Genomic DNA, 24,352 nt, shown 5'->3' on the forward strand with positions numbered 1-24,352 from the left:
GGACGTCCTACTAAATACCACTTGCCGGGAGGTGTGACGTGACGCGCGAGGTTGCCAGGGTGCGGGTGCCGGGTCGGATCAAGTGAAGTCGCCGGCGGTGTGGCGGAGGGGCTCCAGGACGGACCAGAGCATCTTGAGCTGCTCTTCGGTGAGCCCGCGGAGGGCGAAGTCGGCGGCGACCAGGTCGGCGGTGGCGCGTTCGACCAGGTCGCGGCCCTCGGCGGTGATCTCGCACAGGACTGCGCGGCCGTCGTCGGGGTGCGGGGTGCGGGTGACCAGCCCGGCCGCCTCCAGCCGGCGCACGATCGAGGTGACCGAGGTCGGGTGCACCTGCAGCCGCTCGCCCATCTTCCCCAGCGGCAACGAGCCCCGCCGGGAGAACGTGAGCAGCACCAGTGCCTCGAACCGCGCGAACGTCAGGCCGTGCTTCTTGAGGATGTCGTCGAGCTCGCCGATGACGATCTGCTGGGCGCGCATCAGCGATGTGACGGCCCGCATCTGCTCCACCGCGCCCCACCGCCGCCCCCATTGCCGCGATGCCTCATCGATCGGATCGAACGGCAACGGTCTCTTCCTCGCCATGCCCGAGAGATTAACCGTCCGAAGCGGCGCCGGCCCGCACCGAGCCGCGGAGTACGGGCTAATCTGCGTCAACCAACAGGCCGCGGGAGGTCGGAAGATGAGCAAAGAGCACGAGGACTTCCCAGCCCTCGCCGGCGATTCGCCGGCCGAGCAGCTGATCACCATCCGGTTCCGCTGGTACAGCGCCCAGGCGCGCAAGGCCCGGCTCGCCTACCGGTTCATCGGTGTCCTGCAGCTCATCGCCGCCCTCGTCATCGCCGTGTCGGTCGCCATCAGCGCGCCCACGTGGCTGGCCCCTGCGCTCGGCGCCCTGATCGCGCTGGCCGAGGGTGTCCGCACCCTGCTCGGGCTTCAGGACAGCTACCCGACCTACCGCCGTACGGCCGAAGAACTCCGCAACGAGGCCTGGCTCTTCGCCCAGCAGGCCGGCCGGTACGCCGATTCGCCGGACCGCCCGCAACTGCTCGTCGAACGCGTCGTCGACATCAGCAATACCGAGACCGACGAATGGGTCGGCGCCTTCCGCCAACGCAAGGGCTGAAACTGTCGGGGCCTGAAACTGTCGGCACGTGGTGCCATGCTCTTCGGCATGTCGATGCCACTCGAACGTGCCACCTTCTACCTCGACTGCCTGCGGTCGGATTCCGCCCGTCTCGCCGAGGTCGCCAGGCTCGGCCTGCCCGCTGACGTCCCGAGCTGCGAAGGCTGGACCGTCGAGGACGTCGTCCGCCACACGGCGACGGTCTACCTCCACAAGGTCGAGGTCCTCCGCCTCGGCGCGCTCCCCCAACCCTGGCCGCCGGACCTGACCGAACGCGACCCCCTCGCCCTGTACGACGAGGCGCGCGCGAAGGTGGTCGCCGCGCTCGAGCAGGCCGGCACCGACCTGAAGACCTGGACCTTCTCCCCGTACGACGACACCTCGGCGTTCTGGTATCGCCGGATGGCGCTCGAGTCCGCCGTCCACCGCGTGGACGCGGAGCAGGCCCACGACGTGGTCACCCCGATCGACCGCGAACTCGCGCTCGACGGCATCGACGAACTCCTCGTCCTGATGCTCGGTGGCCCCTGGTGGGAAGAAGGCGATACGAAACACCCCGTCGACGCGACCATCCGCGTCACCGTGGAAGGCCGCTCCTGGACCATCCGCCTGGACGCGACCAGCGCGACAGTCACCCGGGGCCAGGACGGCGAGGTAGACGCCGAAGTCTTCGGTGACGCCGACGCCGCCTTCCTCTGGCTCTGGGGCCGCCTCCCCCTCGATGCCGTCCAGACCGCCGGCGACGACTCCGTAGTACAGGCCTTCCGCGCCCGCGTCGCCGAGTGCACGACCTAGCTCCGTAGGCCGACGCGGCACCGTCGCGGGAGCGGCGGGCGGGAGGTCAGTCGTGGTCGGGGTCGTCCGTCCAATTGCCGCGTTCGCTGTTGAAGATCGACTTGCTACCGCCACCGGGGACCCGGGTGGCGGTGTGGTGCGCCGCCGGTGCGGTGGTCCTGGTGGTTGTGGTGATCTCGGCCGCGGAGTCCATGCCGATCGGGCCGGTGCCGTCGTCGTCGGTGTCGTCGTCTCCCTGCACGACGTCGACACTGGCCGAGGCGCGGAGACCGGTGCGCTGGATGACGCGCTGGATGGTCAGGTCGCGGTCGTCGGGACGGCTGACGAACTTGATCTCGCGGAAGCCCTGGTCCTGCGCGGCGGACTCGAAGATGAAGTGGCCGTAGCCGAAGATCCGGCCGGTGATCGGTTTCACCAGCGTGATGTCGAGGATCCGGGCGATCGGGGTGGTCGCGACGGTCTGGGAGAAGACGCCGCGGATCCGCATGACTCGCATGTTGGTGACCACGAACCGGTCCCGGTGCTGGGTGAGGAACTGCCAGAACGCGTGCGAGAGCAGGACCAGCACGATGACCAGGAGCACGCCGGCGCCCTTCAGCGGCAGCCAGAGCATCGCGACCAGCAGGGCAGTCGCGAGCGCCACCTCGAGCATCGGCACCGAGAACACCACCCAGTGGTGCCGCACCTCGTCGATGACGACCTCGCCCTCGTCCGAGATCAGATGGCGCCTGACCTTCGGATCGAAGATCCTGAAGAGGCCTATCCCGGCCATCCGCTCACTCCCTTGTCCACCCCGCTGTCGGCCATCCGGCCATCAACCCGCTGTCGGAGGTCCTTCACAGCCAAGTGTCCCGCACGAGGGTTCGCGACGGGACACTTGGGCGAAGGATCACTTGAACAGCGCGGACAGGAAGGTGATCACGCTCCCGAATGCACGACCCACGGCCGAGAACGCACCTCCCACAGCATTCGCGGCGTTTTCGGGCTGGGTGAACAGATAGAACGCCGCAAAGGCGATGACCAGCCAGATCAGCAGCTTCTTCGGCATGTCACCACTCCTCGTTCGCAACCAACTCGGTCGACTGTGTTGTATCACGGATAGTCACCAATTGTCACTGACTGAACACAGCCCACCGCACAATGCTCACCAGCTACAAGATCCATTCTGTAACGGATCAGGGGGCATGGCAGCGACCGGCGCGCCGCCAGGAGGCGAACATCGCCCCAGGCGCCGGAAATCCTTTGCTACTTGCCCGTTTTCGGACTGCAGCCCCGCCTGCGACACATCGCCACCACCCGTCTCAGCGTCGAAGTCGGACCACCTGCCACCCGGCCGCGCTCACTACAAAGCGGCGATCAGGTCGTCGGCAGCGGCGTACGGGTCGGTGTCACCGTCTGCAACCTTGGCGGCCAGTACGTCGAGCCGCGCGTCCCCGTGCAGGTGCGAGAACCGGGCCCGCAGCGCGGTCATCGCGATCGCCTCGATCTCGTCCCGGGCCCGGCTGCGGCGGCGCTCCACCAGCACTCCGTTGCCGCGCATCCAGGTCAGCCGGTCCTCGATCGCGGTGACCACCTCGTCGACCCCTTCGTTGCGCGAGGCAACAGTTTTCAGAATGGGCGGCGACCAGGCGTCTGGAGGCCGCTCGGCCAGTGCGAGCATCGCGCGCAGATCGCGCGTCACGTTCTGCACGCCGTCCCGATCGGCCTTGTTCACAACGTAAATGTCGCCGACCTCGAGGATGCCGGCCTTCGCCGCCTGGATCCCGTCACCCATCCCCGGCGCCAGCAGAACCAGCGTCGTGTCGGCCATCCCGGCGACCTCGACCTCCGATTGTCCGACCCCGACGGTCTCGACCAGCACCACGTCGAAACCGGCCGCGTCGAGCACTCGCAAGGCCTGTGGTGTCGACCAGGCAAGACCACCCAGATGACCACGCGACGCCATCGAGCGGATGAACACCCCGGCATCCGTCGCGTGGTCCTGCATCCGCACCCGGTCGCCCAGCAAGGCCCCGCCGGAGAACGGCGACGACGGGTCGACTGCCAGCACTCCGACCCGCTTCCCGGTCGCCCGGTAGGCCGAGACGAGCGCCGAGGTCGAGGTGGACTTCCCGACGCCCGGGGAGCCGGTGATCCCGACGATGTGCGCCCGACCCGCGTGTGGCGCGAGCGCGGCCATCACCTCACGCAGCAGTGGCGACTCGTCCTCGACCAGCGAGATCAGCCGGGCGACGGCCCGGGCATCCCCGTCCCGGGCACGTTCGACGAGGTCGGCGACCGGGGCAGTCCGTCGTGGCATCGGCTCTCTCAGCTTCGCGGAACGCGGACGATCAGCGCGTCACCCTGACCGCCGCCGCCACACAGCGCGGCCGCACCCGTCCCGCCACCGCGACGCTGCAGTTCCAACGCCAGGTGCAGCACGAGCCGGGCGCCCGACATCCCGATCGGGTGGCCGAGTGCGATCGCGCCGCCGTTCACGTTGACCTTGTCCAGGTCGATGTTCAACTCGCGCGAGCTGGCGATCCCGACCGCCGCGAACGCCTCGTTGATCTCGATCAGGTCCAGCGCGCCGGGCTCGATGCCCTCCTTCGAGCAGGCCTTGGCGATCGCGTTCGCCGGCTGGCTCTGCAGCGACGAGTCCGGCCCGGCCACCGAGCCGTGCGCGCCGATCTCGGCGAGCCAGGTTAGGCCCAGCTCCTCGGCCTTGGCCTTGCTCATCACGACGACAGCGCAACCGCCGTCGGAGATCTGCGAGGCCGAACCGGCCGTGATCGTGCCGTCCTTGCCGAAGGCGGGCCGCAGCTTGGCCAGCGTCTCCACGGAGGTGTCACCGCGGACGCCTTCGTCGGCGTCGATGACGATCGGGTCGCCCTTGCGCTGCGGCACCTCGACCGGCATCACCTCGTCGGTGAAGACGCCGTTCTTCCAGCTCTCCGCGGCCAGCTGGTGCGACCGCGCGCTGAACTGATCCTGCTCCTCGCGGCTCAGCTTCAGGCCCTCGTTGTTCGCCTGGTCGGTGAGGGCGCCCATCGCCTGGTCCGTGAACGCGTCCCACAGTCCGTCGAACGCCATCGAGTCGACCAGCGTCGTGTCGCCGTACTTGAATCCCTCGCGCGACTTCGGCAGCAGGTGCGGCGCGTTCGTCATCGACTCCATCCCGCCGGCCACGACCACGTCGTACTCGCCGGCGCGGATCAGCTGGTCGGCGAGCGCGATCGCGTTCAGGCCGGACAGGCAGACCTTGTTGATGGTGATCGCGGGCACGGTCATCGGGATGCCGCCCTTGGCGGCGGCCTGCCGGGCGGCGATCTGGCCCGCGCCGGCCTGCAGCACCTGGCCCATGATCACGTACTCGACCTGGTCCGGTGTCACCCCGGCCTTGTCCAGCGCGCCCTTGATCGCGAACCCGCCGAGCTCGGCGCCGGTGAAGCCCTTGAGGCCACCCAGCAGCCGCCCGATCGGGGTCCGCGCACCGGCGACTATGACGGTTTGGTTCTGCGAGCTACGAGTGGCGTCAGACATGCCGCCACGATACCTGCGGGGGCACTGGTACGCGCCTGTCGATCGGGTCACACACCGACCCCGAAGGCGGCTGGTCAGTGTCGGATCCACCACTTTCGTTGGCTTCGGACCGCGGGCTGGTCCAATCTGGGCGCATGGACCGCATGGACCGCATGGACACCGCCGTCAAGACCCTGTTCGAGGCGATCGACCACGTCGGCATCGCCGTGGCCGATTTCGACGAGGCCGTGCGGTACTACGCGGACGTCTTCGGCATGACCGTCGCGCACGAGGAGATCAACGCCGAGCAGGGCGTTCGCGAGGCGATGCTGTCGGTCGGCGACTCCGGTTCGTCGATCCAACTGCTCGCTCCGCTGTCCGACGAGTCGCCCATCGCCAAGTTCCTGAAGCAGCGTGGCCCTGGCATCCAGCAGCTCGCCTACCGGGTGCGCGACCTCGACGCGGTCTGCGCGACCCTGCGCGAGCGCGGCGTCGAACTCCTGTACGACGAGCCGAGGCGCGGAACCTCCGACTCCCGCGTCAACTTCATCCACCCCAGATCGGCCGGCGGGGTACTCGTCGAGCTGGTCGAGCCCGCCTGACTGTCACCGCACTCCGACGCTTCGTAGTGCCTGGTGTCGCCGACGATCCGACTGACCGGTACGGGACTAGTCTGTTGAGGTGCTGACCGACAGCGCGACCGAACCCGGCCACGGTGTGCCCACCGGCTTCGACCACGATGCCTTCGTCTACATCGATGGCAAGGAGTTCGTCCACCACACGGCACCGTTGGTCCGCGACGCTCTGAACGCGGGCGACTACGTGCTGGTGGCCGTGCCGCCGAGCGGGATCGACTGGTTGCGCGACGAGCTCGGCAGCTGCGCGGACCAAGTGGACTTCCTCGACATGACCCACGCCGGGAGCAACCCGGCCCGGATCATCCCGCTCTGGCAGCGGGTGCTGGTCCAGCACCCGGGCCGCGCGATCACCGGCATCGGGGAACCGGCGTACGTCGGGCGGACACCTGTAGAACTCGAGGAAGCCAAGCTCCACGAAGCCCTGCTCAACCTCGCCTTCGAACACTCCGGCCCCTTCCGGCTGCGCTGCCCTTACGACGCATCCGTCGTCTCGGCCGGACTCGATCCGGCCGAGAACCACCCGACGATGGTCGATGCCGCCGCCGACGACTACTCGCCCGCTGTCTCCGAGCGGATGTTCCGTACGCCGTTGCCCGGCGTACCGGCGAACGCGGAGCGGACCGAGTTCGAGCTGAGGGACCTGACGCACCTGCGGCTGTGGGTGAACGCAAAGGCCCGGTCGCACGGGATGTCCCCCGACCGCGTGAACGATCTGGCCCTTGCCCTGCACGAGATCTGCACGAACAGCATCAGGTTCGGCGGCGGGCGCGGCACGTTGTCGCTGTGGATCACCGGCGGCAACCTGATCTGCGACGTGGCCGACCACGGGCTGATCGACGACCTCCTGGTCGGGCGGGTGCTGCCCCCGGTGGAGGGGCTCGGCGGCCGCGGCGTCTGGCTCGCCAACCAGCTCTGCGACCTGGTCCAGCTCCGCTCCGGCCAGACCGGCACCCAGGTCCGGTTGCACACCCGGCTGCGTTGACATCGAAGGCACCCGTGGCGATAAGACCACTCGACTCAGTGGACTCAAAAAGTGACGGTCGTCTCAACGGCTGCGAACTAGGTCACAGACCGCTGCGACGGGGGCATACTCATCGGTAGATTCCGCTGACGCGCCCATCCCTCGGAGGTACGACGTGAAGCAGATCCTCGAAGCCATCCTCGCCGGCGACAATGCCGCCCTCGGCGGGCTCGAAGTACCCGACCACTACCGCGGGATCACCGTGCACGCCGACGAGGCCACGATGTTCGAGGGCCTGGACAACCGCGAGAAGGACCCGCGCAAGAGCCTGCACCTGGAGGACGTGCCGACGCCTGAGCTCGGTCCGGGTGAGGCGCTGGTCGCGGTGATGGCGAGCGCGATCAACTACAACACGGTCTGGACCTCGATCTTCGAACCGGTCTCCACCTTCAGCTTCCTCAAGCGGTACGGGAAGCTGTCGCCGCTGACCGCCCGCCACGACCTGCCGTACCACGTGGTCGGCTCGGACCTGGCCGGCGTCGTACTGCGGACCGGGCCGGGGGTGAACGCCTGGAAGCCCGGTGACGAGGTGGTCGCGCACTGCCTGTCCGTCGAGCTGGAATCGCCCGACGGGCACAACGACACGATGCTCGACTCCGAACAACGGATCTGGGGATTCGAGACGAACTTCGGCGGGCTCGCCGAGATCGCGCTGGTGAAGTCGAACCAGCTGATGCCGAAGCCGGAGCACCTCACCTGGGAAGAAGCCGCTAGCCCCGGACTGGTGAACTCCACGGCGTACCGGCAACTCGTGTCGTCGAACGGCGCGAACATGAAGCAAGGCGACGTCGTCCTGGTCTGGGGGGCGTCGGGTGGTCTCGGTTCCTACGCGACACAGTTCGCGCTGAACGGCGGCGCGATCCCGGTCTGCGTGGTCTCGTCGCCGGAGAAGGCGGAGATCTGCCGGGCGATGGGCGCCGAGCTGATCATCGACCGGTCGGCCGAGGGCTACAAGTTCTGGTCCGACGAGCACACCCAGGACCAGCGCGAGTGGAAACGGCTCGGGGCCCGGATCCGCGAGCTGACCGGTGGGGACGACCCGGACATCGTGTTCGAGCACCCGGGCCGCGAGACCTTCGGAGCCTCCGTCTTCGTCGCCCGTCGCGGCGGCACGATCGTCACCTGCGCGTCGACGTCGGGCTACATGCACGAGTACGACAACCGCTACCTGTGGATGAACCTGAAGCGGATCATCGGCTCCCACTTCGCAAACTACCGTGAGGCCTGGGAGGCGAACCGCCTGATCGCCAAGGGCATGGTGCACCCGACCGTCAGCAAGGTCTACCCGCTCGAGGACACCGCCCAGGCCGCCTACGACGTCCACCGCAACCTCCACCAGGGCAAGGTCGCCGTCCTCACCCTCGCCCCGACCGAGGGCCTGGGCGTCCGCAACGAGTCGCTCCGCGCCCAGCACCTCGAGCAGATCAACCGCTTCCGCGATCGCTGACCCGTCAGGGAGCGTGCCTCCGGCAACCGCCCCGGTTAGGCGTGTAAGCCCGGGTTCTGACAGGCTCTACGCTGGGGGATTCAGCCGAGCCGCCAGAAGGGAACTTTCGGGATGCCTGACGAGTCGAGCCTGCCGTTCTTCGACCGTACGGCGACTGCTGCCGGGGGATTCCCCGTCGGCCGTCGCGGATACGACAAACAAGCGGTGGACGACTACGTCCGCGCACTGGAAGCGCAGCTTGCCGAAGCGCGCAACCGGGCGGACGAGCTGCAACACAACGCCGCACCGCTGCAGAACCAGCTCGAGGAGGCCAAGCGCCAGCTCGAGGCCAGCGCCAACCCCTCGTACGCGGGGCTCGGCGACCGCGCCGCGCAGATCCTCCGGCTGGCACAGGACCAGGCCTCCGAGGCGCTCGAGGAGGCCAAGCGCGAGGCCGATGAGCAACGCGCCGCCGCCACCAAGGAAGCCGCGTCCACCCGGGCGACCGGCGAGCGCGAGGCGCAGGACATCCGGACAGTCGCGCTGAACGAGGCGGACAGCCTGCGCCGTACGGCCGAAGGCGACGCGGCCGAGATCCGTCGTACCGCGGAGACCGAGGCCGCCGAGGTGCTCGCGGCCGCGCGGCGCAAGGCCGAGCAGCTGCAGCTGACGGCCGAGTCGCAGTCCAGCACGCTGAAGAACGGCGCCCTGCACGAGGCCGAGAAGATCCGCACGGCGATCCAGCGCGAGTCCGCGGCACTGCGGGCGCGACTCGCCGACGAGCGCGAGCAGCAGGCCAAGGAGCTCGCCGACAAGCACCAGCAGATCGCGGCCGACACCGAGAACCTGACCACCCAGATGCGCGAGGCCGCTGAGGCATCCGAGCGCCGGGTCGCGGAGGCCACCGAGCAGGCACGCAAGATCCGTGCGGAGGCGGAGGAGTCTGCCGAGCGCACGCTGACCCGGGCCCGTCGCGAGGCCGAGCAACTGCTCACCACCGCGCGCACCCGGTCCGACTCGGAACTGGCCAACGCGGCCGACGAGGCCGAGCGCTCGCGCACGCTGATCGCCCGTGAGACCGAACGACTGGCCAAGCGCCGGGACGGGATCCTCGCGCAGATCGCCGGGCTGAACGACATCGCCAGCAACATCGCGCGCCAGGCGGCCGAGCTCGACGTGGAGACCGCCGCGCCGACGTACAGCCCGTTCGGAGCGCCCGGCGGCAACCGCGGCGCCGGTGGGAACAGCGCAGTGGGCAACAGCGCACTGGGGAACGAGAGCCCGTTCGCCAGGTCCGCCGGCGAGAGCCCGTTCAACGCGCCCGCGCCGGTCACGGACAACTCCTCGTACTCGACCGGAAGCTCCTACCGCAGCCCGAGCCCGAGCGCTCCGGCTGAGACGACGGCATCCGCGCGGACCGGACGCCGGTACGGCGGGGACAGCCCGTTCGTCGGCGCCGGGGCCGGTGAGGCGCGGGTCGACGAGACCCGCATCGACACCAACCTCAAGGTCGACGTGGCACGTCTCGACGGGGCGCGCACCGAGGAGCCGCGCGACGAGACCCGGATCGACGAGTTCCGGCTCGAGGACCTGACGGCGGACACGGACAAGTCGGACCGGACAGACCAGGACAAGGCCGAGCACAGGGCCGACGACAGGGCCGAGGACAGGGCCGACGACACCGGCACGGCCAAGGCGACAGACGACACGGTGCAGCTGGCCGCCTCGGACAAGGCGGACGACGCCGAGGTGACCACGCGCGCCTCCAAGGACAAGATGTGACGCCTTCTGGCGACGACAACTCCAGAGGGAAGGTCGCCGAGATCGAGCAGGCGACCCGGGAGGCGAAGGCCGCCGCGGCTGAGGCTGGCGCCGCGGCGGACGACGCCGAGCAGTCCGCGGAGAGCGCCGAGACCTCCGCCGAGCATGCGGAGGATTCGGCCGAGTCGGCCGATGCCTCCGCCGACCGGGCCCGCGTCGAGGTCGGCGAGTCGGACGACCTGGTCGGCGAGCTGCTGATCGAGGAGCGGCACCCGTCGGTCGGCATGGGTCCGGTCGGTCCGCCGCTGCGCCGGTCGCACCCGTTCGTCTTCGGGTTCTTCGCCGCGCTCGGCGTGCTGGTCGCGTGGGGGCTGTGGAATGCGCTGGGCCAGGCCCGATCCGTGCTGATCCTGCTGATCGTGTCGATGTTCATCGCGGTCGGCCTGAACCCGCTGGTCGAGTGGTTCATGCGTCGCGGACTGAAGCGCGGACTGGCCGTCGCCGTCGTGTTCCTGCTGATGATCCTGGCCGTGCTGGGAGTCGGCTTCGCGATCGTTCCGGTGGTGACCGAGCAGATCAACAATCTGATCACCAACGCGCCCGACTGGCTCAACCTGCTGAACAAGTCGAAGACGGTCGACCAGCTGAACAAGCGCTACGACTTCATCCAGAAGGCGCAGAACTACATCCAGGACCCGGCGCTGGCACAGAAGGCCTTCGGCGGCATCCTCGGCGTCGGCAAGGTGGTCGCGAACGCGCTCTTCTCGGCGTTCACCATCCTGATCCTGACCCTGTACTTCCTGGCCTCGCTGCCGTCGGTCAAGCGCGCGGCGTACAGCCTGGTGCCGGCCAGCCGGCGGACGCGGGTCTCGATCCTGGGCGACGAGGTCCTCAGCCGCGTCGGCGGGTACGTCAGCGGCCAGTTCCTCGTAGCGGCATGTGCCGGGTTCTCCATGTTCGTGTTCCTGGAGATCGTCGGCCTCGGGCAGTACGCATTGGCGCTGGCGATCGTGGTCATGTTCACCGCGTTCATCCCGATGGTCGGTGGGCTGATCGGAGTCGTGCTGGTCGCGCTGATCGGCTTCACCGACGGGCTCTGGACGGGCGTGGCCTGTCTCGCGTACGGCGTGATCTATCAGCAGATCGAGAATTACGTGATCGCTCCGCGCATCATGCGCCGCGCCGTCGACATCCCGGGTGCGGTGACGGTGATCGCCGCTCTGCTGGGAGGCGCGCTGCTCGGTGTGGTCGGTGCCCTGCTGGCGATCCCGACGGCCGCGGCCATCCTGCTGATCATCCGCGAAGTCTGGGTCCGCAAGGCCGACGCCTCCTAGAGTCCGGTGATCTCGGGGCCGCTCGGATCCGCGAAGGCGCAGGCCTCCTACCTAGAGCAAGGACTCAGGCGAGGAAAGGCGTGACGGCGGCCAGGAAGTCGTCCAGGCGTTCGGCGTGGACCCAGTGGCCCGCCTCGGGGATCTCGGCGTACCGCACATGCGGGAAATAGCGCTCGATGGTCGGCCGGTGATCCTGCTGCACGTAGTCGGACTTGCCGCCGAAAACGAACAGCGTTGGGCCTTCATAGGTCCCGGACTCGTCCTCGGGCCAGCCGGAGAGCGCGGGCAGGGCCGCCTCGATCACCGGCAGGTTCGGCCGCCAGCGCGCGCCTTCGTCGTCGAGGATCAGGTTCTGCAGCAGGAAGGCGCGGGTCCCCGCGCTGGGCACGGCATCGGCCAACTGGACATCAACGTCGGCGCGACGCTGCACGGAGGACAGGTCGGCATTGCGCATCGCCTGGGCGTACGCGACGAACGCCGGCGGATAGGTCACCGGGGCGGCGTCGACCACGACCAGGCGATCCACCACATCGGGATGCCGAAGCGCTGTCAGCATCGCCGTCTTGCCGCCCATCGAGTGCCCGACCAACCCGACCGGCCCAACCCCGAGGCTGGTGATCGTCTCGTAGACGTCCTCGGCCATCTCCGGATAGGTCATCGTGTCCACGTGCGGTGAGGTGCCGTGGTTCCGCAGATCCAGCGCGAAGACCCGGTGCTCGGAGGCGAGTCGGCGAGCGGCCGTCATCCAGTTCCGGCCGGAACCGAACAGTCCGTGCATCACCACAACCGGTGAACCAATCTCGCCGTACGCCGTGACCGGGAGCTTCATCGACACCTTCCTCGAACAATCAGACGACTGATCAGCGCCGGCGCTGCCAGCAGGCGGAGTGCCAGTGGCGCCGCTCGTCCAGCGACTGACCGCCACCGATGGCCGCCAGCAGACTGGGGTTCTCCGGCCACACGACCACGTGCGGCGTGGCCGGCAGGATCTGCTGGTCGCAGCCGGGGCAACGATAGGACTTCCCGGCCGCCGATCCACTCACCCGGCGAACCATCCACTCGCCGTCCACACGGGATTCCCGGACCTGGTGACCGCCCATCAGCGGCCGGTCGCTGACCGGTCGCGTGTGCTTCGAGGGTCTTCTCTTCCGGGGCGACATAGCGCCACCGAGCCTATCGGGGGCCTGGTGATCGTCTGTTCACCAGGCCCTCCGCTGGACACCTCAGGCGGTGCGGGCCACGGAGTACGCGGCGGTGCCGATCAGTTCCATCGAGACCTGGAGGCGTTCCAGGCTGACGTTCTTGGCGATGGTGTCCTCTGGCGAGTGGTAGGGCGGCTCCAGCAGCGCCGGTGACGACTCGCCGCGCCAGGAGAAGTTGGCCGCGGCGATACCGACCTCCTGGAACGACTGGTGGTCGGATGCTCCACGCTGCACGGGCCCCACCAACTGTGCGTCGTACCCGAGCCGCTGCCCCGCTGCCCGTACTGCGTTCGTCGCGGTGTTGGCGAGTCCGTCGAAGGACAGCAGCCAGTACACGACGGCCGGGTCCCAACTGGTCGCCACCATGTCGTTCTGGAACACAGCCCGATAGCGGTCGCGCTGGTCCTGCGGCAACTGCGCCACGTGATACCGCGAGCCGATCAGGCCCTGCTCCTCCGAACCCCACAAGGCGAACCGGAGCGTCGCCTCGGTCGGCAGCTTGCTCAGCACCCGGGCCAGCTCGAGCGTCAGGACCGTGCCCGAGCCGTCGTCGTTCGCCCCGGGCGCGCCGATCACCGTGTCGTAGTGACCGCTGACCATCACGATGGGCGAGTTGCCGCCGCGTCCCTTCCGCTCGCCGATCACGTTGTTCGACACCAGCCCGCGGTGCGCCGCAGTACTGATCGACAACGGCAGTGAGGTGACGACGGCCAGCGCTTCACGCAGCAACCGCTTCTGCACCTGGGCGACGCCCACCACCGGGATCGGCGCATCCGTCAGCCCGCTCGGCGCGAATGCCGACGCCCGGCGCGGGAACACCCCGTCAGCAGGAAGCAGTACTACGGCAACAGCCCCGCGGGCGGCGGCCTCCGCGACAAACGCGGGCCGAGCCGCCGCGGTGTCATCGGCGAGCACAACCGAACCGGCAACATCAGCAGGCCAGACCGGGGCGGTAGCCGGGCCGACGTCGCGAGCCGGCCCCTGCACCGTTACGCCGAGCTTGCCGCCAGGAGCGGCTCCGGCCTGCCAGCAAACGTCGTCGGGAAGCACATTGCGGACGTCACCGATCTGGGCGAGGAACTTGTCCGCGACCGGGAACGGCTCCAACCGGGTCCGGTAGCCGAACCGGTCGAGCTGATCGGCCAGGTAGTCCGCGGCCTGCTTCTCGCCGGCGGTTCCGCCGATCCGTGGACCGATCTGCTCGGACAGGACCTGTAGATGGCGCAGGGCTCGCTCCGACGAGAGTCCCGTGACCAGCTGCCGGTCGTACTTGTCCAGGGACGGGCTCCGCACCGCGCCAGGGCGTTGGTCGTCAGCGGCCCAGGCGGGCACGGCAGGGAGGGCGGTCGCGGCAGTGACACCGGCGACGGCTCCGAGCAGGCCGCGACGACTCAATCCGGATCTGTCTGTCATGCAAGGGTCTCCTTGGCAATCGGCGGCCCGAGACAGCCGACCGTAGCCGACACCGTCCGATGACGCTGCCCTTCGCGGAGTACCTGCCCGGTTTGCTCAGATCTGGGCGCGGGTCGTGCGGTCGTGCTCCCCGCGGAGCTCACTGCCGACCTCGTGCAGGTGGCCGAGACCCATCCGGTAGGACTCGATCACACCGGTGCTCACGTACGGCATGCCGATCCGCTCGCAGTACGACCGGACCATCGGCTGCGCGAATCGCAGGTTGGCGCGCGGCATGCTCGGGAACAGGTGGTGCTCGATCTGGTAGTTCAGCCCGCCCATCATCCAGTCGACGATCAGCCCGCCGTCCACGTTGCGCGAGGTCAGCACCTGCTTGTCCAGGTGTCCCCAGTCGCAGTTGCCATCCGGCATCTCCATGCCCTTGTGGTTCGGGGCGAAGACGCTGCCGAGGTGCAGGCCGAAGAGCGCGTGGTGCAGCGCGGCGAAGGCGATCGCCTTGCCCGGCGACATCAGCAGGAATAGAGCGCTGAAGTAGATCACCAGGTGGGCTGCGATCAGGCCGAGCTCGATCTGCGCCTCCCGGCGCCGCCTCTTGCCGACCAGGAAGATGACGCTGGAGACCTTCAGGTTCAGGCCCTCGAGGGTCAGCAGCGGGAAGAAGATCTTCGCCTGGTTGCGACTCAGCCAGCCGTACAGGCCGGTGCGGCCCTCAGCCTGCTCCATCGTCCAGACCAGCACACCCTCGCCGACGTCGGGATCCTTGTCTGTGTGGTTCGGGTTGGCGTGGTGCCGGTTGTGCTTGTCGTTCCACCAGCCGTAGCTCATGCCCAGGAACAGGTTGCCGTGCAGAATGCCGAGCCAGTCGTGCAGCTTGCGGGAGCTGCCGATCTGCTGGTGACCGGCATCGTGACCGAAGAAGGCGGCGCGGGTGGTGACGATCGCCAGCGGAATGGCCAGCAGGAGCTGCAGCCACGAATTGCCGAGCAGGATGATCCCGGCCCAGGTCGCCGCCATCAGCAGCAGGTTGAGGGTGATCGCGATGACGTAGGAAGCGGTGCGGCGCTCCAGCAGACCCGCTTCCTTGACCTCACGAAGCAGGGGGGAGAAGTCACTCCTCCGGCCGGTTCCAGCACGGGTGGAAGCAACGACGGGCTGTGCCATCAGGTCCTCTTCTCGGAACGGGGGAGGCCTAGGCGTACAGCCACGGCCAGCGTACGGCATCCACCCTCGCCGCACCGCGACACGAAAACACGCCGTCTACCACCCGGCCGCGGCGGGAGAAAGGCCCCGCCTCGATTGGGGGGTTAACACCACTGAGGGCGAGCTGACTCTCCGTCATGATGGTGATTGCCGGGCCGGACCGACCGCCGGCCATCATCGGGGAGAAACGAGCATGACGATCACCCAAGCGCCGCCCAAGGCGCCGATGCGGTTCCCGCGCCTGGCCCAACCGTTCATCGCGCTGTTCCTGGCCGTGCTGGCCGAGATCGGCATCGCCTTCTTCGTGCTCAACGTGGTGGCGGTGCCGTTGATCGCGGTTTGGGTCGGCATCCCGATGCTGCTGGTCTTCGTCCCGTGCACCCGCTGGTTCGCGAACTGTCACCGGACGATCTTCGCCGGCTTCACCGGCAGCCCGATCCCCCGGCCGTACAAGAAGCCCCCGATGCCGGGCGTGCTGATGTGGCTGCGCACCACCCTGACGGACCCGGCCACCTGGCGGGATGTCGCCTGGCTGCTGGTCAACGCCGTGATCGGTTTCACCCTGTCGCTGTTGTCCGCAGTACTGTTCCTCTCCACTGCCTTCTACCTGGTCTATCCGCTGCTGGTCGGGGTCACGCCGCACGGGGTGTTCGACCAGCCGTTCGGTGGCCTGGTCACGCTTAGCTTCTGGCAGAGCTTCCTGATGATGCCGCTCGGCCTGGTCGCCCTGCTCATCTGGTACGCCGCCGGCGAGCGCCTGCTCCGGGCCGACGCGTCCCTGGCGAAGTCGCTGCTCGGGCCGACCGAGAGCGCCAAGCTGGCGATCCGGGTCCGCGAGCTGGCCGACTCCCGCGCGGAGACCGTCGACACCCAGGCGGCCGAGCTGCGCCGGATCGAGCGCGACCTGCACGACGGCGCCCAGGCCCGCCTGGCCGCCCTGAGCATGAACCTCGGGATGGCCGAGGAGATGGTGAACCGCGATCCGGCCCAGGCCGCCGCCCTGCTCACCGAGGCCCGCGAGTCCGCGAGCACGGCGCTGTCGGAGCTCCGCGACCTGGTCCGCGGCATCCACCCGCCGGTGCTGGCCGACCGGGGGCTCGAAGGTGCCGTCAAGGCGCTCGCGCTGAGCTGCCCGTTCAAGGTGGACGTCAGCATCGACCTTCCGGGCCGGCCGCCCGCGCCGGTGGAGTCCGCGGCCTACTTCGCGGTCGCCGAGGCACTGGCCAACATCGTCAAGCACTCGGCCGCGACGACGGCCTGGATCCAGATCACGCACGAGCAGGAGCGGTTGCACCTCCTCGTCGGCGACGACGGGGTCGGCGGTGCCACCGTGCGACCCGGTGGCGGTCTGCACGGAATCGAGCGCCGGCTGGCCGCTTTCGACGGTACGTTGACCGTGGCCAGCCCGACCGGCGGGCCGACCACCGTGATCATGGAGTTGCCTTGCGAGTCGTCATCGCTGAAGATCACGCCCTCCTCCGGGACGGCCTGATCCGGTTGCTGGAAGCCCACGACTTCGAGGTCGTGGAAGCCGTCGACAACGGCCCCCGGCTGGTCCCGGCGCTCGTCGAGCACCGGCCGGACGTGGCCGTCGTCGACGTCCGGCTGCCCCCGACCTTCACCGACGAGGGCCTGAAGGCGGCGATCGAGGCCCGCCGCCAGGTCCCCGGGCTGCCGATCCTGGTGCTGTCCCAGTACGTCGAGCAGCTCTACGCCCGGGAACTCCTCACCGGAGGAGGCGGCGCGGTCGGCTACCTGCTGAAGGACCGGGTTTCCAAGGTGGCCGACTTCCTGGACTCCGTCCGCCGGGTCGCGGGCGGCGGCACCGCGATGGACCCGGACGTGATCGGTCAGCTACTCGCCCGCAACACCCGCGACGAGCCGATCGGCCGCCTCACCCCCCGCGAGTCCGAGGTCCTCGGCCTGATGGCGGAAGGCCGCTCGAACGCCGCCATCGCCAGCGCCCTGTTCGTCACCGAGAAGGCCGTCAGCAAACACACCAACAACATCTTCGCCAAGCTCGATCTGCCACCCTCGGAGGACGACAACCGCCGGGTGATGGCCGTGCTCACCTATCTGTCATCGCGGTGATGTAGAGAAAGTGCGACGAGCTTCGTCCCCCGGGTGAGCGCTCGCACACGAGGTGGGCGGAATCGATGGGAGATTCAGGATGACCAAGTTCCTGCTGGTTGTGGACTACAACGGTGGCGTCATCGACACGCCGATGACCGAGTGGACCCCTGAGGAGATCAAGGCGCACATGGACTACTACAACGCGCTGAACGAGGAGCTGAAGGCCAACGGGGAGCTGGTGGAGACGCGGGCGTTGACGGGACCCGAGCTGGCCAAGATGGTGACGTCGAACGGAGTGAACGCTCCGGTGGTGACGGACGGGCCGTTCCTGGAGTCGAAGGAGCTGCTCGCGGGGTACCAGCTGGTGGACGTCGAGTCCGAGGCGCGGGCGATCGAGATCGCGGCCAAAGTCTCGCAGGTCCCCGGCCCGGGCGGCGTACCGCTGGAGCAGCCGATCGCAGTACGCCGGGTGATGGAGGACGCCGATTTCGAGGAACTCAACCCCCTCGGCTGACCGCGCCCGAGGCACAATCGCCCACCCTTCAGAGCCGGATCCGCCGGAGGAATTCTCGGGTGCGGGGTTCGACCGGGTTCTCCAGGACCTGGGATGGTGGGCCGACCTCGAGCGGGCGGCCATTGTCGAGGAAGCAGATCTTGTCGGCTACTGAGCGGGCGAAGCCCATCTCGTGGGTGCAGATGAGCATCGTCATGCCGTCGTCCTTCAGTTCGCGGAGCAGGTCGAGCACCTCCCCGACGAGTTCGGGGTCCAGCGCCGAGGTCACCTCGTCGAGCAGCATCAGCGAGGGCGAGTTCACCAGCGCCCTGGCGATCGCGGCCCGCTGCTGCTGACCACCTGACAGCTCGTCCGGTCTGGCCGACGCCTTGTCGGCCAGACCGACGCGCTCCAGCATGTCCAGCGCACGCGCCCGCGCCACGTCCCGGCGTATGCGATGGACGCGGACGGGGGCCAGTGTCACGTTGTCGAGGACCGAGAGGTGCGGGAAGAGGTTGTAGGCCTGGAAGACGATGCCGATGCCCGAGCGGATCCGGTCGGCGTTGGCTCGGGGATCGGTGATGTCGATGCCGTCAAGCTCGATGACCCCGTCGTCGACGACCTCCAGCAGGTTCACGCAGCGGAGCAGGGTCGACTTGCCGGAGCCCGACGCGCCGATGAGGACGACACAGTCGCCCTCATCGACTTCGAGGCTGAACCCGTCGAGCACCAGGTTGCTGCCGAACGACTTCCGCACGTCGCAGATGGACAACAGGCTCACACCGGACCACCTCCCCCGCCGTACCAGCCCTGTCGCCGCGCCACCCAGTCCGTCAGCCGGGTCAGCGGGATCGTCAGGGCGACGAACAGCAACCCGGCCACGACGTACGGGGTGAAGTTGAAGTCCTCGGCGGTCTCCAGTTGCGCCGCGCGGATCGCGTCGATGACCCCCAGTACCGCGATCAGGCCGGAGTCCTTCTGCAGCGAGACGAAATCGTTCAGCAGCGGGGGCATCACCCGTCTGACGGCCTGCGGGAGTACTACGAATCGCAGCGTCTGGCGATACGACAACCCGAGCGAGCGGGCGGCCGCGCGCTGGGACGGGTGCACCGACTCGATCCCGGCCCGGAACACCTCGGCGACGTACGACGAATAGGTCAGCACCAGCGCGGCGCCACCCCAGATCACCGCTTGGTTCGGCAGTCCGCGCAACTGCAGAGCAGGCACGCCGAAGCCGAGCAGGAAGATCACCAGCAGCAGGGGCAGCCCGCGGAACACGTCGGTGTAGGCGGCGGCGAACACCCGCAGCGGGAAGAAGATCGCCCCGCGCAGCGTCCGCATGATCGCCAGCGCCAGCCCGAAGACGACGATCAGCACGGCGCAGACGAGCATCACCCGGATGTTCAGCCAGAGGCCCTGGGCAACGACCGGCAGCGCCTGCCAGCCGCGGTGGAAGTCGAAGAACGTCTGCCGGACCCGTGGCCAGCCCGGCGTGGAACCCACCCCGAACACCACCAGCGCCAGCACGAGCACCGAGCTCACCCCGGCGATCACCCCGGACCGAACGGTCTGGCGGCGCCGGTAGGCGAGGCGCTCCTGCTGGAGCTCCGAGGGCTGCCAGTCGCTCACGAAAGTTCCGGCGCGCCTTCCGCGGTCAGGAACTGCTCCTGCAGCTTCGTCAAGGTGCCGTCGGCCCTGAGCGCGTCGACCGCCTGTGAGACACACGGCGTCAACTTCGAGCCCTTCTCCAACACGAAGCCGAACTGCTCGGTCTGACTGCCACCCGGCAACTGGCCGATGATCTTGCCGTTGTCGAGCTGGGCTGCGGTCATGTAGAACCCGGTCGGCAGATCCACCACGATGCCGTCGAGCTGCCTGTTCTTCAAAGCCTGCACAGCCAGGTCATTGGTGTCGTAGGGGGCGGGCTGCTGCTTCGGCTTGATCACGTCGCGCAGGGCCGTGTAACTCGTCGTCCCGACCTGCGCGCCCAGCTTGGCACCTGCCAGGTCGGCGATCGACTTCGCGTTCGCGATCTTGCTGCCGGCCGTCGTGATCACGCTCTGCCGGACGTCGTAGTACCCGGTGGAGAAGTCGACGGCCTTGCGGCGGTCCTCGGAGATCGACACCTGGTTCACATCCAGGTCGAACTTCTTCGGCCCCGGCGCGAAGGCGGTGTTGAACTGCACGGTCTGCCACTTCACCTCGGCCGGCTCGAAGCCGAGCTTCTTCGCGACCGCATAGGTGACGGCCGACTCGTAGCCCTTGCCGTTCGTGGGGTCATCGCCGGAGAACCACGGCTCGTAGGCCGGTTTGTCGGTCCCGACGGCGAACGTGCCCGCGGTCTTCAGCGCGAGCTTGTCCTTGCTGCAGGCATCGGCCGAGGACGGGGTCGTAGTACCGCTGCCGGCGTTGTCCGCCGGCGCACACGCGGCAAGTCCGACAACGGCAAGCGTGGCCAGCACGGCCAGAGCTGAACGAGCAGTCATGGCAGGACACTAAGCCACCGCACCGACAACTGCACGCAGATCTCAGCGCCGCCTGTACTGCGTCGGGGTGAGGCCGGTGTGGCGGCGGAATCTGGTGGAGAAGTAGAGGGGGTTCGTGAAGCCGACCTGGGCTCCCACCGCCGCGACCGGGCGGGTGGTCAGCTCGAGTAGCCGGCAGGCGGCGTCCAGGCGGCGGCGCTCGACGAACTGCTGCGGCGTGACGCCGAGCTGGGTGCGGAACAGGTGGGCGAACCGCGAGGTCGACAGGTTGCTCGCCCGGGCCAGTCGGCTGACCTCCAGGTCGGCCGTCAGGTCACGGTCGACGAGCTCGATCGCACGCAGCAGGCGGTCGTCGATCTGGGCGGCTGATGGGTTCTGGGTGTCACACCACAGGAGGGCTGCCTCCAGGGCGTTGAGGCTGAGCAGTTCTCCCCGGGGCAGCACGCTGCGCTGGAATCTGACGCACTCGGCCAGACTTCCCGTGATTCGCTCGGCGGTCTGCTCGCTCGGTCTGAGCTGAAGGATGCCGGGGGCAACGGCCGGCCAGTCGAGCAGCGGCAGCCAGTCGGACCTGGGATGGAAGTGCGCGAAGAGGAAATGCCAGTCCTGCAGCTGCGGCTCGACGCCGTAGTCGTGCAGGGTTCCCGGCTGGATCAGCGTGGTGGTTCCGGGCGAGGCGATCACATCGGCTCGTGCTGTGCCGAAGCGCCCGCGGCCGCCGAGCGTATGGACGAGGAGCCAGTCGGTGGTCCCCCGGCTGCGGTAGGTGGCATAGCCGGGTCCTTCGGCGAACTCGCCCGCCAGCAACCGCCGTACGGTCGGCGTGAAGGACTCCTGGGTAGCAGGATCTCGAAGCTTCACAAGTCGATAGGCTATCCACAACGACCGGGCCGGGCGAGCACACTCGAAGCATGACGAGCACAGTTGCCGAGGTCTACGAGCGGGACGGGATCGTGCAGGTCCCGGGCCTGATCCCAGCGGCCGAAGTCGAACAGATCAAGGCCGCCTTCATGAGCCAGGTCGCCGCCGACCACTCGCTGGCGATCGATGACGGCGTGCCGGAAGGCGACCCGTTGGCGAGCTACCCACGCTTCGTCCACCCGCATCGGCGCGAGGACGTCGAGGCCGGGGAGATCGCGCTGGAGTTGATGCTCGACAGCCGGATCCTCGATGTCGTCATCACGTTGATCGGACCTGCGCTCGGAGCACAGTCGATGTTCTACTTCAAGCCGCCGGGTGCGCGCGGTCAGGCGATGCACCAGGACAACACCTTCCTGCGCGCTCACCCGGAGACGTGTCTGGCCGCGTGGGTCGCGATCGACGACGTGGATGCGGACAACGGCGGCCTGGCGGTCGTGCCGGGTTCCCACCGGGTCGATCTGGTCTGTCCGGAGCCTGCCGACCTGTCCGAGTCCTTCACCAGCGTGGAGGTGCCGATCCCGGCGGGCATGCAGAAGGTGCAGACGCGGATGCAGGCGGGCGACGTGCTCTTCTTCCACGGCAGCGTCGTCCACGGCTCGCGACCCAACACCAGCACCGACCGCTTCCGCCGTTCGCTGATCTTCCACTACATCCCCGAAGCCAGCACCGAGATCGCCGCCTTCTACGACCCGCTCGTCCGGCCGGACCGAAGGACTGTCTCGATCGCAGCAGCGATCGGCGGCGGCCCCTGCGGCGACTACGCCGACGCTGAACCGTGAGCTCGCAGGCTGCCGGCCGAGCGTGGTGCTGAGAGGGCGCTGAGCGTCACAGGTTTTTCTAAGGCCGCCCGCCGTAATCTGCAAAAGTGGCGGTGGGCGTGGGATCGTTCGGCTGGGTCGCCCCGTCAAGATTCTGGCGGCGGCACGCTGGCGTGCGCCTTCGATCCGCCCTCGCCTCGGTAGTCGTGGTTGCGGTGGCACTCGCGGCGGGCGCAGCGGTGCTGATCTGGCTACTCGACCGCTCCCTCACCCAGGGGGCGGCGGACGCGGCGCTCCAGCGAGCCCGTACGATCTCCACGTCGATCCCGGGCGGCGAGCTGAACGTGATCCGCCAGAACGTCGTGGCGGGGCCGAGCGAGCAGTCGGTCGCCCAGGTGATAGGGCCGAAGGGGACCATCATCGCCGCGTCCCCGCAGATCGACGGCGAACCGCCCCTGACCTCGTCGCGTCCGGGCCCAGGCGGCGTGGTGACCTTGACCAGGGAGCAACTGCCGGTCGGCGACGGCGAGTCTTACGTGGTCTCGTCCTTGGGAGTGGCCGGACCAGACGGCGCGTACGTCGTCCTCGTGGCGCAGTCGCTCAAGCCCGTGCAGTCCTCGGTGACGACGGTGACCGCGCTGGTCCTCACCGGGTTGCCGGTCCTGCTGCTGATCGTCGGCGGCGCCACCTTCGTCCTCGCCGGGTGGTCGCTGCGACCGGTCGAGGCGATTCGGCGGCGGGTTGCTGACATCTCCGGCCGGGACATCTCGGGCCGCGTGCCCGTACCGGAGGCCCAGGACGAGATCGCCAGGCTGGCCAACACGATGAACGCGATGCTGGCCAGACTGGAGTCGGCTCAAGCTGCCCAACGCCGCTTCGTGGCCGATGCCAGTCACGAGCTGCGCAGCCCGCTGGCCACACTGCGGGCCAACGTGGAACTTGGCGCGAACCCCCACACGGCCAGTGCGTCGTCCACCGAAACCGTACTGGCCGAGACGAACCGGCTCGAGCGTCTGGTGACGGACCTGTTGCTGCTGGCCAAGGCCGACGAGCACGGACTGCGGATCGATCGGACGGATGTCGACCTCGACGACCTGGTCCAGGCCGAACGCACTCGGCTGCGGGCGGAGCCAGGACTCACCGTCGGCGGGCGAGTCCAGGCCGTGCAGGTGCGCGGTGACCGGCACCAGTTGGGCCAGGCTCTGCGCAACCTGGTCGACAACGCTGTGCGGCACACCACCTCGCGGGTGGACCTCGATGTGCGGCCGGACGGTCGGTACGCCGTGATCGAGGTGGCCGACGACGGCCCGGGCGTTCCTGCGGACATGCGGGAGCGGGTGTTCGACCGGTTCGTCCGCCTGGACGACAGCCGGGCGCGGAGTGCCGGCGGTAGCGGACTCGGTCTGGCGATCGTCCGCGAGGTCATCACCGCCCACGGCGGCACGGTGACCGTCGAGGACACCACGACCGGTGGGGCAGTCTTCCGGATCCGACTCCCGATCGCTTCGGACGAACCCCCGCGCCGCTAGCCGCCGTCGGCGGCGAGGCGGTAGCCGATTCCGCGGACGGTCTCGATCGCCTTGCGCCCATACGGCGTATCGATCTTGCGGCGCAGATACCCCACATACACCTCGACCACGTTCGGATCGCCGTCGTAGTGCGCGTCCCACACGTTCTGCAGGATCTCGGTCTTGCTGACCACGTCGCCGCGATGCCGCATCAGGAACTCGAGCAACCCGAACTCCCGCGGTGTCAGCTCGATCTCCTGATCGCCGCGGCTGACCCTCCTTGGCGCCGGGTCCAGCTCCAGATCGCCGGCGACCAGCACGGTCGGGCGCTCGGGAGCTCCCCGGCGGATGATCGCGCGCAGCCGGGCGATCAGTACGACGAACGAGAACGGCTTGGTCAGGTAGTCGTCCGCGCCGAGGTCGAACGCGTCGGCCTGGTCGTACTCACCATCCTTCGCGGTGAGCATCAGAACCGGCGTCCACACGCCCGCGGCACGCAGCTCCCGACAGACCTTGTAGCCGTTGAGCTTGGGCAACATGATGTCGAGCAGAACGGCATCGTAGGCGTTCTCCTTCGCCGCCCAGAGACCTTCCTCGCCGTCGTACACCACGTCGACGTTGAAACCCTCCGCGGCAAGCCCACGGCGTACGGTCTCGGCGAGCCGGACCTCGTCCTCCACCACCAACACACGCATGGTC

General features: G+C 68.6%; 26 protein-coding genes. 12 read left to right on the plus strand and 14 right to left on the minus strand.

The genetic code is table 11. The features are described 5' to 3' along the window. Positions 1-78: 78 nt before the first annotated feature. Complete coding sequence (locus ABD210_RS03475; protein WP_344108587.1) at positions 79-582, minus strand: MarR family winged helix-turn-helix transcriptional regulator; 504 nt, start codon at positions 580-582, stop codon at positions 79-81. 97 nt (positions 583-679) lie between these two features. Between ABD210_RS03475 and ABD210_RS03480 the strand changes: the two genes are divergently transcribed. Together ABD210_RS03480 and ABD210_RS03485 are read left to right on the plus strand one after the other, a co-directional pair. Further along, entirely contained in the window at positions 680-1,123 is a 444-nt protein-coding gene (locus tag ABD210_RS03480; protein WP_344108590.1) for a DUF4231 domain-containing protein, read from the plus strand. A gap of 48 nt (positions 1,124-1,171) precedes the next feature. Next, positions 1,172-1,918, plus strand: coding sequence for a maleylpyruvate isomerase family mycothiol-dependent enzyme (locus tag ABD210_RS03485; RefSeq protein ID WP_344108593.1), 747 nt, complete (start codon positions 1,172-1,174; stop codon positions 1,916-1,918). Between the two features lie 46 nt (positions 1,919-1,964). Here the strand turns inward: ABD210_RS03485 and ABD210_RS03490 are convergent, their stop codons facing one another. The 4 genes from ABD210_RS03490 to ABD210_RS03505 form a co-directional block, all read right to left on the minus strand. Further along, positions 1,965-2,690, minus strand: a complete 726-nt coding sequence (locus ABD210_RS03490) for a PH domain-containing protein (protein ID WP_344108596.1) — start codon at positions 2,688-2,690, stop codon at positions 1,965-1,967. A 117-nt stretch (positions 2,691-2,807) separates the two neighbouring features. Then, on the minus strand, positions 2,808-2,966 hold the full coding sequence (locus tag ABD210_RS03495; RefSeq protein WP_344108598.1) for a hypothetical protein: 159 nt from the start codon (positions 2,964-2,966) through the stop codon (positions 2,808-2,810). Positions 2,967-3,260: 294 nt separating this feature from the next. Beyond that, positions 3,261-4,217 (minus strand): methylmalonyl Co-A mutase-associated GTPase MeaB, encoded by a 957-nt coding sequence (gene meaB / locus ABD210_RS03500; RefSeq protein ID WP_344108600.1) that lies wholly within the window; start codon positions 4,215-4,217, stop codon positions 3,261-3,263. Between the two features lie 8 nt (positions 4,218-4,225). After that, positions 4,226-5,440 carry an acetyl-CoA C-acetyltransferase gene (locus ABD210_RS03505; RefSeq protein WP_344108602.1) on the minus strand — a complete coding sequence of 405 codons (1,215 nt, stop codon included), beginning with the start codon at positions 5,438-5,440 and terminating at the stop codon, positions 4,226-4,228. A 134-nt stretch (positions 5,441-5,574) separates the two neighbouring features. On the opposite strand from ABD210_RS03505, the gene mce reads away from it, so the two are divergent. From mce to ABD210_RS03530, 5 genes are all read left to right on the plus strand, one after another. Continuing rightward, a complete protein-coding gene (gene mce / locus ABD210_RS03510; RefSeq protein ID WP_425552617.1) occupies positions 5,575-6,021 on the plus strand; it encodes a methylmalonyl-CoA epimerase in 447 nt (148 codons plus the stop codon). A gap of 79 nt (positions 6,022-6,100) precedes the next feature. Then, positions 6,101-7,039, plus strand: a complete 939-nt coding sequence (locus ABD210_RS03515; protein ID WP_344108604.1) for an anti-sigma factor RsbA family regulatory protein — start codon at positions 6,101-6,103, stop codon at positions 7,037-7,039. Positions 7,040-7,193: 154 nt separating this feature from the next. Continuing rightward, complete coding sequence (gene ccrA / locus ABD210_RS03520; protein ID WP_344108606.1) at positions 7,194-8,525, plus strand: crotonyl-CoA carboxylase/reductase; 1,332 nt, start codon at positions 7,194-7,196, stop codon at positions 8,523-8,525. A gap of 111 nt (positions 8,526-8,636) precedes the next feature. Next, positions 8,637-10,286: a coiled-coil domain-containing protein gene (locus ABD210_RS03525; protein ID WP_344108608.1), complete on the plus strand. Its 1,650-nt coding sequence runs from the start codon at positions 8,637-8,639 to the stop codon at positions 10,284-10,286. Further along, positions 10,283-11,599 (plus strand): AI-2E family transporter, encoded by a 1,317-nt coding sequence (locus tag ABD210_RS03530; protein WP_344108610.1) that lies wholly within the window; start codon positions 10,283-10,285, stop codon positions 11,597-11,599. Before ABD210_RS03525 ends, ABD210_RS03530 begins: the two co-directional genes overlap by 4 nt. Positions 11,600-11,663: 64 nt before the next feature. Here the strand turns inward: ABD210_RS03530 and ABD210_RS03535 are convergent, their stop codons facing one another. The 4 genes from ABD210_RS03535 to ABD210_RS03550 all read right to left on the minus strand — a co-directional run bounded on the left by ABD210_RS03535 (position 11,664) and on the right by ABD210_RS03550 (position 15,375). Beyond that, entirely contained in the window at positions 11,664-12,428 is a 765-nt protein-coding gene (locus ABD210_RS03535; RefSeq protein WP_344108613.1) for an alpha/beta fold hydrolase, read from the minus strand. Between the two features lie 31 nt (positions 12,429-12,459). After that, positions 12,460-12,759: a hypothetical protein gene (locus ABD210_RS03540; RefSeq protein WP_344108616.1), complete on the minus strand. Its 300-nt coding sequence runs from the start codon at positions 12,757-12,759 to the stop codon at positions 12,460-12,462. A gap of 63 nt (positions 12,760-12,822) precedes the next feature. Next, the gene (locus ABD210_RS03545) at positions 12,823-14,214 is read right to left on the minus strand and encodes a M28 family peptidase (protein ID WP_344108618.1); all 1,392 of its coding nucleotides are present in this window, start codon (positions 14,212-14,214) and stop codon (positions 12,823-12,825) included. 96 nt (positions 14,215-14,310) lie between these two features. Further along, positions 14,311-15,375 (minus strand): fatty acid desaturase family protein, encoded by a 1,065-nt coding sequence (locus ABD210_RS03550; RefSeq protein ID WP_344108621.1) that lies wholly within the window; start codon positions 15,373-15,375, stop codon positions 14,311-14,313. A gap of 232 nt (positions 15,376-15,607) precedes the next feature. On the opposite strand from ABD210_RS03550, the gene ABD210_RS03555 reads away from it, so the two are divergent. From ABD210_RS03555 to ABD210_RS03565, 3 genes are all read left to right on the plus strand, one after another. Continuing rightward, positions 15,608-16,906, plus strand: a complete 1,299-nt coding sequence (locus ABD210_RS03555; RefSeq protein WP_344108623.1) for a sensor histidine kinase — start codon at positions 15,608-15,610, stop codon at positions 16,904-16,906. After that, positions 16,858-17,505 (plus strand): response regulator, encoded by a 648-nt coding sequence (locus ABD210_RS03560; RefSeq protein ID WP_344108625.1) that lies wholly within the window; start codon positions 16,858-16,860, stop codon positions 17,503-17,505. Before ABD210_RS03555 ends, ABD210_RS03560 begins: the two co-directional genes overlap by 49 nt. A 79-nt stretch (positions 17,506-17,584) precedes the next feature. Next, on the plus strand, positions 17,585-18,001 hold the full coding sequence (locus ABD210_RS03565) for a YciI family protein (RefSeq protein ID WP_344108627.1): 417 nt from the start codon (positions 17,585-17,587) through the stop codon (positions 17,999-18,001). A gap of 28 nt (positions 18,002-18,029) precedes the next feature. On the opposite strand, the gene ABD210_RS03570 is transcribed toward ABD210_RS03565, so the two are convergent. From ABD210_RS03570 to ABD210_RS03585, 4 genes are read right to left on the minus strand one after another with little or no spacing between them, the layout of a single operon-like run. Further along, on the minus strand, positions 18,030-18,761 hold the full coding sequence (locus ABD210_RS03570; protein WP_344108629.1) for an amino acid ABC transporter ATP-binding protein: 732 nt from the start codon (positions 18,759-18,761) through the stop codon (positions 18,030-18,032). Further along, positions 18,758-19,609 (minus strand): amino acid ABC transporter permease, encoded by an 852-nt coding sequence (locus ABD210_RS03575; protein WP_344108632.1) that lies wholly within the window; start codon positions 19,607-19,609, stop codon positions 18,758-18,760. The genes ABD210_RS03570 and ABD210_RS03575 overlap by 4 nt, the downstream gene beginning before the upstream one ends. Further along, entirely contained in the window at positions 19,606-20,466 is an 861-nt protein-coding gene (locus ABD210_RS03580; protein ID WP_344108634.1) for an ABC transporter substrate-binding protein, read from the minus strand. The genes ABD210_RS03575 and ABD210_RS03580 overlap by 4 nt, the downstream gene beginning before the upstream one ends. Before the next feature lie 42 nt (positions 20,467-20,508). Beyond that, positions 20,509-21,327, minus strand: coding sequence for a helix-turn-helix domain-containing protein (locus tag ABD210_RS03585; RefSeq protein WP_344108637.1), 819 nt, complete (start codon positions 21,325-21,327; stop codon positions 20,509-20,511). A 50-nt stretch (positions 21,328-21,377) separates the two neighbouring features. Here ABD210_RS03585 and ABD210_RS03590 point away from each other — a divergent pair, with 50 nt between their 5' ends. After that, on the plus strand, positions 21,378-22,166 hold the full coding sequence (locus ABD210_RS03590) for a phytanoyl-CoA dioxygenase family protein (RefSeq protein ID WP_344108639.1): 789 nt from the start codon (positions 21,378-21,380) through the stop codon (positions 22,164-22,166). Between the two features lie 152 nt (positions 22,167-22,318). Then, positions 22,319-23,674, plus strand: a complete 1,356-nt coding sequence (locus ABD210_RS03595) for a sensor histidine kinase (protein WP_344108642.1) — start codon at positions 22,319-22,321, stop codon at positions 23,672-23,674. Here the strand turns inward: ABD210_RS03595 and ABD210_RS03600 are convergent. Next, positions 23,671-24,348: a response regulator transcription factor gene (locus ABD210_RS03600; protein ID WP_344108644.1), complete on the minus strand. Its 678-nt coding sequence runs from the start codon at positions 24,346-24,348 to the stop codon at positions 23,671-23,673. The two genes, ABD210_RS03595 and ABD210_RS03600, sit on opposite strands and share 4 nt — an antisense overlap. Positions 24,349-24,352 lie beyond the last annotated feature (4 nt).

It is taken from the genome of Kribbella alba, assembly GCF_039529635.1.
Lineage (GTDB): Bacteria > Actinomycetota > Actinomycetes > Propionibacteriales > Kribbellaceae > Kribbella > Kribbella alba.